This window comes from Adonisia turfae CCMR0081, from assembly GCF_011009555.1.
In the GTDB taxonomy this organism is placed as follows: Bacteria; Cyanobacteriota; Cyanobacteriia; order Phormidesmidales; family Phormidesmidaceae; genus Leptothoe; species Leptothoe turfae.
This window is the reverse complement of sequence record NZ_QXHD01000004.1, coordinates 3,802,584-3,812,025: the sequence shown is the minus strand read 5'-3', so window position 1 is coordinate 3,812,025 and position 9,442 is coordinate 3,802,584. Positions and strand designations below refer to the sequence as shown.

General features: G+C 47.8%; 11 protein-coding genes. 4 read left to right on the top strand and 7 right to left on the bottom strand.

Translation table 11 applies throughout. The features are described 5' to 3' along the window. On the bottom strand, window positions 1-1,258 hold a 1,258-nt coding region (locus DXZ20_RS20515), incomplete at its 3' end, for a caspase family protein (protein WP_250565855.1). Window positions 1,259-1,459: 201 nt separating this feature from the next. Between DXZ20_RS20515 and blaOXA the strand changes: the two genes are divergently transcribed. Next, window positions 1,460-2,308: a class D beta-lactamase gene (blaOXA, locus tag DXZ20_RS20510; RefSeq protein WP_163700220.1), complete on the top strand. Its 849-nt coding sequence runs from the start codon at window positions 1,460-1,462 to the stop codon at window positions 2,306-2,308. A gap of 59 nt (window positions 2,309-2,367) precedes the next feature. Here blaOXA and DXZ20_RS20505 read toward each other — a convergent pair whose 3' ends face one another. From DXZ20_RS20505 to DXZ20_RS20480, 6 genes are all read right to left on the bottom strand, one after another. Then, window positions 2,368-2,787 carry a nuclear transport factor 2 family protein gene (locus DXZ20_RS20505; protein ID WP_163700217.1) on the bottom strand — a complete coding sequence of 140 codons (420 nt, stop codon included), beginning with the start codon at window positions 2,785-2,787 and terminating at the stop codon, window positions 2,368-2,370. A gap of 119 nt (window positions 2,788-2,906) precedes the next feature. Continuing rightward, window positions 2,907-3,305: a hypothetical protein gene (locus DXZ20_RS20500; RefSeq protein WP_163669157.1), complete on the bottom strand. Its 399-nt coding sequence runs from the start codon at window positions 3,303-3,305 to the stop codon at window positions 2,907-2,909. Window positions 3,306-3,403: 98 nt separating this feature from the next. Beyond that, the gene (locus DXZ20_RS20495) at window positions 3,404-3,655 is read right to left on the bottom strand and encodes a hypothetical protein (RefSeq protein WP_163700214.1); all 252 of its coding nucleotides are present in this window, start codon (window positions 3,653-3,655) and stop codon (window positions 3,404-3,406) included. Between the two features lie 28 nt (window positions 3,656-3,683). Further along, a complete protein-coding gene (locus DXZ20_RS20490) occupies window positions 3,684-4,829 on the bottom strand; it encodes an acyltransferase family protein (protein WP_163700212.1) in 1,146 nt (381 codons plus the stop codon). Between the two features lie 45 nt (window positions 4,830-4,874). Then, window positions 4,875-6,161 carry a S41 family peptidase gene (locus DXZ20_RS20485; protein WP_250565854.1) on the bottom strand — a complete coding sequence of 429 codons (1,287 nt, stop codon included), beginning with the start codon at window positions 6,159-6,161 and terminating at the stop codon, window positions 4,875-4,877. 65 nt (window positions 6,162-6,226) lie between these two features. After that, a complete protein-coding gene (locus DXZ20_RS20480) occupies window positions 6,227-6,961 on the bottom strand; it encodes a DUF5673 domain-containing protein (RefSeq protein WP_163700208.1) in 735 nt (244 codons plus the stop codon). A 329-nt stretch (window positions 6,962-7,290) separates the two neighbouring features. Here DXZ20_RS20480 and DXZ20_RS20475 point away from each other — a divergent pair, with 329 nt between their 5' ends. From DXZ20_RS20475 to DXZ20_RS20465, 3 genes are all read left to right on the top strand, one after another. Continuing rightward, window positions 7,291-8,130 (top strand): alpha/beta fold hydrolase, encoded by an 840-nt coding sequence (locus DXZ20_RS20475; RefSeq protein WP_163700205.1) that lies wholly within the window; start codon window positions 7,291-7,293, stop codon window positions 8,128-8,130. A gap of 43 nt (window positions 8,131-8,173) precedes the next feature. Beyond that, window positions 8,174-8,830 (top strand): hypothetical protein, encoded by a 657-nt coding sequence (locus DXZ20_RS20470; RefSeq protein WP_163700202.1) that lies wholly within the window; start codon window positions 8,174-8,176, stop codon window positions 8,828-8,830. 23 nt (window positions 8,831-8,853) lie between these two features. Then, window positions 8,854-9,442: carbonic anhydrase (locus DXZ20_RS20465; protein WP_250565853.1), on the top strand; the 589-nt coding region annotated here is incomplete at its 3' end.

Below are 9,442 nucleotides of genomic sequence, written 5' to 3'. Positions count from 1 at the left end.
AGATTCTGGCCTCCCGCGTGGTCACTAAAACGCAACAGCCACCACCACCCACCCGAAACGGATCTAAATGCGCAGGGTTCCAAACGTCATCCACCACGAGCAAAATATGCTTGTCGTACAGCAGTGTGCGTAAATGATTGGATGCGGATTCAATCGCAGTCGGTTTATAGTCATGGTCCCCCAAAGCCTGAATCCAGCCGCTTAGCAAGGGCAAGATATCTGGATTTTGACCCAGCGTTGCCCATAAAATGCCATCTGAAAACCGACACTGAATCTCTTTGTCATGGGCTAACTTTGAAGCTAACACTGACTTGCCAATGCCCCCCAGACCATAGATAGCGCTAACAACTAATGTGCCAACCTTAGTCTCCTCGCACAGAAGTTGTTGTTTTACCTCTCTTTGATGCTCTGGACGCTCAACAAAGTGATCCGGTAACGGGGGCATTTGCAATGGCATCCTAGGCAAATTAGATTGCCTGGCAGTCGGTTGCGATTCTGATGATGGCACCCTATCCGGCAGCATGTCTGGCGGAAACTGCACAATGGATAGAGATCGTCCTGTCCCAAACCGCACAGGTTCTTGACGACCACCTTTGAGCGTTTGCCGCACCTCATCAAATAAACGGTCGCTACTGATTTTGCCATTAACATCTGCATTTTCTGGCACTAACGCCTTGAGGATGGCTCCTGTAAACAGACTGTGGTCATCATTCTTTTTTGCCAATGCCGCCTCAAAGCCTCGACAAGCCGTAATTAAATAATGGTCTTGCTTGGCTCCAAATGTAGAAAAGCTTTGCTTCACCAGAGTACGCTCAATAAAATCGCCACTGTGGCAGGCGTCGATCAGCATTACCAAATTACTCAGATTGGCTGCTTGGATCAGTTTATTGAGGCTATCGAAAGAAATCGCTTTCTTCTGATCAGTGACCTGGCCATCACTATCGACGGTGACGTCGCAATCGGAGGTGGTTAAACAGCCTTCGGTATTACCTAAGGTGTCGACCACACTAATGCCGTGGCCTGTAAAATAAATGATGGCTTCACTGTTAGCAGCCTGTTGGGTTAAAAAAGTGCGCAGTGCTTTCCCCAACTGCTGCGTGGTGACGTTTCCCTTTAAGACGGTCGGCTCTTTGTCGCATTGCCCGTATTTCTGTAGTATTGTGGCAACCGATGCAGCATCTTCAGCTGGTTTACTCAAGTTTGCCAGATGTTTACTTTTATACTCAGAAATGCCAATAACCAATGCGTAACGAGCCATAGAGTCTAGACTTTTCCAGGGACAATGCACTAATAGCGCTAAGTTTTCCCTAACATAACCGATGTCAAAGCTACAACCCAGGCCATGTTACATGTAGAACGGCTGAGGTATGTTTCCGGTTAAGTTAAATGACCTTTGTCATGGAGGCGTTCCGGTAAATGGTCTAGTATGCAACAGCCCCTTTTAAGGCTAGACACATTTATGAAGCATATTTCTCACATTTCTCATTGGCTCGGCTGTTTAACCCTAGGTAGCTGCCTGATAGCCCTCCCTTCATTCGCTGCCACACCTTCCCCATCAACATCGACCATTGCCCAGGCTCGGCGCGAATTTGTGCAACCTGACTTTCAACAACATTTCGAGGACCTGGACATAGAAGGGTCAATTATTATTTATAATCAAAATCAGGATGTGGCGTTTGAGTATAATCGCGATCGCAACACCACCCCTTTCTTACCAGCCTCCACCTTCAAAATTCTCAATTCTCTGATTTCATTAGAGACTGGTGTTATCGCCAACGATCTGGCAATTCTCACCTGGGATGGAATAGAAAGAAGCTATTCCACATGGAACCGTGACCTGAACTTAAGAACAGCGTTTCAGATATCAGCTGTATGGTTTTATCAGGTGCTCGCCCGCCGGGTTGGCCATGAACGCATGCAACAGTGGGTGGCCGACGCTAACTATGGCAATCAAACCATCGGCAGTGCAGACGAGATTGACACGTTTTGGCTCACGGGCGATATCCGGATCACACCTCAAGAACAGATTCAGTTTTTGCGTCGTCTGTACAACAACGACCTGCCATTCTCAGAAAGAACAGTGGCCATGGTCAAAGACATTATGATTGTTGAGCAAACGCCAGACTATACCATTCGTGCCAAAACAGGCTGGGCCCTGGCAGAAGAACTCGGCTGGTATGTCGGCTATGTGGAGCAAAATAACAACGTATATTTCTTTGCCACCAATATCGATATGCTTGATGGGGTAGATCCTAGCCTGAGGGCAGAAGTCACACGACGTTGCCTGGCCATGCTCAACTTATTATAGGCGTATCGTCGGGGCGCACCAATGTGCGCCCCGGAAGCATTGATCATGCTTTCAACAAGTTACGCTGCAGTCGCTATAGGTGGCTCGGGTGCATGGATAGTATGGATCGCTGGAATATCCCACGCTTCGGCAATGTAGCCATTGACAATTCGCCAGACAACAACGGCATCCAGCTTGATGGACTGACCGTCCATAGTCATGGTGTCTTGCACATGGGTCACCACTAACTCATCGCCAATGGGAATAATGGCAACGGGCTCCACGCGAAACGTTCCCCCCGTCATCACAGCCAGCTTTTCAAAGAAGGCTTGCAACCCCTCTACCCCAAGATAATCACCCTGCATGTCAGGCAGCTGAGAATTGAAAAAATGCCAGACAAATTCTTTTGAGAACAGACCTGATGCACCAGCAATGTTGCTATTGTCTAAATACTCGTCTAAGCGTTTTAAAAGAGTTACATTTGCATGTTCCTTAGCCATGGTTCTGACTCCTGAAGGGGACTTTTGTGCAGAATGCTCATACCCTAGCGAATCAAATAAGGACCACCCAGAGTCCATGGTCATATATTTACATGACTTTTGTCATTGTTATTGGCCAATCAATCGAGGATGTACTGCCATAGGAGAAAGAATAAAGCGCTATACCAAGAAACAGAAAAGACTACAAGCCATACTCCACAGAGACCCACAGCCTTGAGAAAGACAGAAAGTGGGTTGCGATTTATCCAACTCAGGCCACTTCGATGACCACGCCAGTGAGACCAGGTTAATAACGATATATTAGTGGCCAGGGCAATGGCTAAAATCCTTATTGTTGTGATCCAATACCGCTCAGGATTCAGCCAGCTAACTCTGGCACCAGCATTAGTCACCTGAGGTACAAAGCTGGGATCGCGTAGAGGAGATACCTGATACGCTACCAAAGCAAAGCCCACTGTAAATAACAGCAACACATTCAAACTGACGATTAACCCATGGTCAATGCGTTGTCCATGCATCTGTAAGGCTCCAACTATTTTAAAATTGAGTTGCTGAAAGTTAGCTAGCCTAGCCTTTAATTCTTACCCTACGGGGAGCATACTTTAGTTAAGCCTACTTAGGCGATGGGAGGTAGGGATTCTAAAAAATTCATCATAGGCTTCAAAAATCGTTTGCCAAACAGGGCCGACAACACGCCACACAACGCCACAATGATGACGACTGCTGTAATGTTCCCAGTGGTTAGAGCGGGCCTAATGACTGCCAACGGCAATAGGGACACAACGAATCCCAGTAAAGCTCCTAATAAAAACTGATAGGCAAAATCAGTTAGAGTACGAGGCTCTGAGTTTTTTTCAGTAGGGGTCATGGTGGAAAATCTAGCTCCAAACTAATAATTAGGGAAATACAAGTCTAGCGAACGAAAACCTGCGCAGGGTAGCGCTAACGAAAAAACACAGGGGAATACCGATCAGGGTGACCAGACCAAATTTAGCTAGGGGGCCGATGGGCAAAGCAACCATCGCCACTTGCAGACAGATAATCAGTAACAGATGGATGAGATAAACCGCATAGACATTGTCAGCAAGCATCTGTAAAAACTTGCTCTGACTATTAATCTTCTCACGAAACAAAACTAATAGTCCAATGCATAGGCCAACACAAATTGTGGCTTCCCAGGCACTCCAAACAACAGAGCGCCAGTCTAAACCACCGCCAGCAATGAGAGCAGGCAACAGCAGCCTGCCTCGACTGAGGCTATAGCCATAGCGCAGCAGGACAGCCCCCAATCCTATGGCAAGCCAGATAAAGCCCTGTCTTCTGGGCATTTGTTTAAGCCAGTTATAGCGATAGGCAACAACTCCTAATACAAAGAGACTGACGTACTGGGGAAAATGGGCAATCTCTGTGGGTAAAAATCCGCACAATTGCACCCATCGATCAATCGGATAGTCAATCCGCACTATGGCTGTTACCGTTGTCAGGCTCAGCAGATAGGCGAGAATGGTTTGATGGCTGGGCACAGGCCAAGGTGCCCCCATAGCCTCTGACGCAGAGCCACGGCGTCTCATTACCTGCTGCCATAGGGTGTAGCCCAGGGCATATGCCAGTAAGTGTAACAAAAACCAGAGGTGGGCCACTTCTATCTTGAGGGGATGAATATAGGTTTGGCGGATAAAGGTCAAAAAAGAGTCTGACGGTGCTGTCAGGTGATGTAGCACGGGCGGAAAAACAACCAAGCTAAAAAATATTAAAGGTATCCCCAAGCGTTGAAACCGGGTCAAAAGAAATCGCCGTGCTCCTTTACGTTCATACGCTACAGGGGTTAAGTATCCGGCAATAAAAAAGAACAGGCCCATAAAAAATGCTGCATTGATTGCAAAAAAAGATCCTAAAATCGCAGCATGTTCCGAATTAACTATGGGCCAGGCTCCTCCGGTTGGACCATAGGGCTGGGCAGCATGATGGGCCAGCACCAGCATGGTTAAAAAGACTCGCAAATTGTCGACAAACACTAGTCGGGCTGAAGGAAGTGTGTGCATGACTCACCCACGAGGGTTACGGCTGCTGACAGACAGTGATGATTCTCACCGTTGAGACACAGGTGTATTCAGTACGGTGATGGCAGTTGCGATCGCACGTTCTTTCTGCGGATCACTGCCCTGGGCATATTCAATGGGAAAGGGCACCACGTCATCCGGCGTGACGCCCACCCCTTCTAGACGAACAGTTTCATCCACATAGACATCGGCCACCGCCACATATAGCAAACTATCGTCGGGCATAATAAACGCTCGCCCGGCGGTCACAGCACCAGCGGTAGTCGTACCCACCACCGGACCAATATCATATTGCTGAAAGCCATAGGCCAAAACCTCTTTTGCACTTCGACTGCCCCCATTGACCAGCATGACCACCGGCTTTTTCCATTGGCTATGGTGAGTCACACGGGCGCGATCGCGACCAATACTGGTCAGACTAGGTCCCCTGGCCGTATACAAATTCAACGCCGTCAGGGGGGCACCCCCCCAACCGTCTCTCAGGTCCAACACCAGCGCATCGGCCTTGCTGAGGCGACCGTACAACAGCTCCTGTTCTAGTTTTTCCTGATACTGGTCCCCCGCATAGGACCAAATATGAACATAGCCAATCTTTTTGCCAGCTTTTTCAATCACCTCCACACTGTCATCCATGACATCTAAGAACATGGTGATGCCGTCATACAGTTTGGGGGTGATGGTAATCTCTTTCTGGCTGCTAGCATTTAACGAGGACTGCACCTGCAAGCTAACGGGCTGTTCCGCTTTCCCTAAAAAAGATTGAATGGGATGAAACGGCTCACCGTCCACACCGAGAATCTGGTCGCCCACCTTTAACCCAGCCTGATCAGCAGGGCTACCCTTAAAAATTCCCGTGATAAAGGTTTTACCCGCTTTCTCACGGGTCACAATACCGATATCGGCATACTCCAGCTTGCCTTCAGGAAAGCGCGCTTCCAAGCGGGTTTGGAAGTCAGACACCCGCGGATAGAAAATCCCCAATAATTGATAATAGGCGGGTTCATCCGGCGTATAAAAATGGGTATGGGATGTGTCCAGCGCACCGAGCATTTCATTAATCAGAGTCGCCTTTTCTTGCTGAGACGAGGCCGCCGCCACCTGAGGGCGATACTCTTCCCCTATGGCTGCCCAATCCACACCGTTAAACTCAGGATCATAAAAGTTGTCATTAACGGTTTCCCACACGGTATCAAATAGATCTGGCTGCTGCGACGCAGCCGGTATGGTCAACCGATGGAGCATGCCGATTAAAAGGCCAATCAAGGCGATAATCAGCAGGCCCCGAACCCAAATTTTATTTCGCCTAAGCATCATGAGTTCGCCCTCAAACATATCGTGGTATTAGACGCTACCAGCCCCAAGAACGTATCGATCAGGTCTTAAGGAAGTGCCAGCGTATCTGGCGGAGAAAAGGGAATATGGGTCTGGAGTACTCGATCCATGGCATCGCGATGTTCTTGAGGCACCCTAATGCTCATGGTGTGAGGCAAAAAGACTACCCGAGGTCGCACTCGAATGGTCAACGTATTGGGATGGGTTACCTCCCAGCAATAAGACTTCATTCGCTGCCAGGGGATAGCATTATACATAAAGCACAGGCCATTTTCTCTTAGTTCAAGTTTGTTCAGACCAAGAGAGATAATTAACATAGCCAACGTCCACCAAAAGGCTATCTTAAGAGGTATGTATACAACCACATTTGAAGTATCTGAAATCCCAGCTGGAGAGGTCACCATAATCCAGGTAATAACAAGGGCAACGACAACCTCTGCTAAGCCAATCCATAACAGCATCTTATTGTGCCAGGTGCGGCCAGCGTCAAGCAATAGGCTGCCAGCCTTACGTTTACGCACGGGCCAGCTAAATAGCCACACACCAATGCTAACGATATAGCTGATGTAGAAAAAGCTCCAAACCAACTGTCCGCCGATGGTTATTAGGAAGGGGGTGAATGCGATCGCAACCCCCACTAAAATCCAGGGCAGCGCGTAGCCCATATTACGATTGGCGGCTTCTTTACCAACAGCGTTTGCCAATAGAAAATAGCTACCCAGTAACGCCAGACTGACAACAACGATATACCCCAAAAAAGCCATAAACAGCTCCTTAATCATTGGCAATACCTTCAACCCTAAAAGCTTCTATTTCGAATTCCCATGACAAAAGTCATTCATACCAATGACCTTCTGACATGGATCTAACTTTCTTCATGCAGGACACTTAATATTTTCAGTCTCCCCATGCACGAGCACCATGGTTAAGCACTCTACTCTACCAACCGTACTGGTTGCTGACAGTAACGAACATCCACTTATGCATGAGTCACAACAGGTTTTGCATAGGACTCTGCCCGCAGCTCAATCCTAAACGGTGTCTAATACCTAAAGTCATCCCCAAGCCCAGCAATGTCGCGAAGATTAATCGTTCATCATTAAGCAGTATTGTGATAGTCCAAAACCCAGACAGTAGTACAACATATTATCTAGAACTAGGCGATCGTTCGTCAGAGACTCTGCTGTTGTTGCATGGGATTGGTGCCGATCATGGGATGTGGCAGCCACAAATGCAAACCTATGCAGATGCGGGATTTCATGTGCTTATCCCAGATCTATTTGGCCATGGCCAATCCTCTAAGTTAACAACTCCACAGCTATCTAGCTGGCATAATCAAATCAACTGGCTGTTAGCCCACCTTGCCATCGAAACATGTACCATCATTGGCGTGAGTATGGGGGGGGTCATTGCTCAATCATTTGTTGTTAACTACCCCAACGTGGTGACAAGGCTGATCGTTGCTGACTCATTTGGGGAACTGCGTACACCTCAAGAAAAACTATTAGGCTTTTCTCAAATCATTGGGTTTAACCTGTTCAAACTATTGGGCAAACAACTCCTGGCAAAAAGCATCTGCCAAACATATCGAGCTAGCTATGCCAGAATGGCCCAAGACTATTTTGGCCAGGTTAGTTTAAAAGCAGATCTCCAACAGCTGATATTAGCAAGAAAGGCCATTAATCGCATTGATGTCTTGCAGAGGTTACAAACTATCACAGTTCCTGCTCTGATTATTGTTGGCAAAGACCTGGGAGAATCATTTATTAGCATCAATCAAAAGATTGCTAATGCTCTACCTAACAGTGAGTTGGTCATATTAGAACAGTCTATGGATCCTTCTAATTTGGTGAATCCATCTGGATTTGATCATCAAGTCTTAACGTTCTTGAACTCAGAAACTACAAGCAAAGAACAATCTCAACCCTCTACTCCCTACTCACCGTCTTAACCTAAATTTTGAACTTGACGCACTACATTAGGAGCAATCACCCATGACCACAAGAACATTACCGAAAAAGAAAACACAATTATTCCTAGCCTGGATTTTTGCCAATGCAATCGGAGGATTTCTAATTGGTTTCTTAGAAAACAATGGTGCCCAGTTTATGGCAACACTTTTTTTGTCAGGAGCCATCATTGGCTCGTTGCAATGGTTAACCTTTAGATTGATGCATCTGCAAGGGGGACGCTGGACGCTGTGGCCCGTGGCTAGTGCCTTAGGGTGGATTGCCAGTACATTACTCAGCATATTACTCAGCATGCTGCTGGTGTCGCTAACATCAATAGTGACGTCTTCCACAGCTGAGGCAATTGCCTGGGAAGAGTTCTGGCAAAATCTGCTGATGAATCCGTCAATTTGGATATGGGGTATGGCCATCGCCCAGGGCATGATCCTGAGTTACCATGCGCGTCAACGTTGGCGCATACTGGGAGTTTGGCTATTGGCAAGTTGTTTAGGAGCCGCCTTGAATGGAGCGGTCAGTGCCATACTCTGTCGTAGTGTGTGCCAGGCCTTACCCAGTTCGCTGATCGGTCTTGTTGATGGAAAAGGGTGGGCTGTCTATGGGGTGATCACTGGGTTTGCACTGTTGTGGGTCTTTAGGGATAATTCTGTTAGATTACAATCTCCTGTACACCGCCCAGATTAAGGCTATTGCGGCTTTAGTAGTTTATGTTCGGCCCCCTGCTAACGCGACGTGACTTTCTTCAGCTCAGTCTTGCAAGTATTCTCTGGGGCTATGACGGTGATCAAGGGCCTGCTCACTGGTCTACGCTATCTAGTGATTACCATATCTGCGGTGACGGTCAGCGGCAATCTCCCATCCAGATCGACAAAACTACGGCGACCGAAGAGACAGTCAGTTTTGACTATCGACCCATGCCCATTTCCCTGCTCAACAATGGTCGTACCATTCAGGAAACTGGTAATGACCGCTGCTCTCTCACCGTTGATGATCAGGTCTATAATCTGAGCCAATTTCACTTTCATACACCCAGCGAACACACTGACGGTGGCGCGCCCTATCCCATGGAGTTGCACCTGGTGCACCGTCATCCCGATACTCAAGCGTTAGTCGTTGTGGGGGTATGGATCACGCCAGGCTTAGAACAGCCGGAACTCGCTGTTCTAAGCCTGCATCTGCCTAAACAATCGGGAGAACAGATTAGCGATTCTGCCATGGTGAATCCTGGCAACCTGCTACCAACGGAGCGAACACTGGTGCGCTACAGCGGTTCTCTGACAACACCTCCCTGTTCTG

Excerpts from the sequence above, each read along its gene's own strand:
- DXZ20_RS20505 (WP_163700217.1), bottom strand. The coding sequence starts at position 2,787 with ATGGCTAAGGAACATGCAAATGTAACTCTTTTAAAACGCTTAGACGAG.
- DXZ20_RS20480 (WP_163700208.1), bottom strand. The coding sequence starts at position 6,961 with ATGATTAAGGAGCTGTTTATGGCTTTTTTGGGGTATATCGTTGTTGTC.
- DXZ20_RS20485 (WP_250565854.1), bottom strand. The coding sequence starts at position 6,161 with ATGATGCTTAGGCGAAATAAAATTTGGGTTCGGGGCCTGCTGATTATC.
- DXZ20_RS20500 (WP_163669157.1), bottom strand. The coding sequence starts at position 3,305 with ATGCATGGACAACGCATTGACCATGGGTTAATCGTCAGTTTGAATGTG.
- DXZ20_RS20490 (WP_163700212.1), bottom strand. The coding sequence starts at position 4,829 with ATGCACACACTTCCTTCAGCCCGACTAGTGTTTGTCGACAATTTGCGA.
- DXZ20_RS20495 (WP_163700214.1), bottom strand. The coding sequence starts at position 3,655 with ATGACCCCTACTGAAAAAAACTCAGAGCCTCGTACTCTAACTGATTTT.
- DXZ20_RS20470 (WP_163700202.1), top strand. The coding sequence starts at position 8,174 with ATGACCACAAGAACATTACCGAAAAAGAAAACACAATTATTCCTAGCC.
- blaOXA (WP_163700220.1), top strand. The coding sequence starts at position 1,460 with ATGAAGCATATTTCTCACATTTCTCATTGGCTCGGCTGTTTAACCCTA.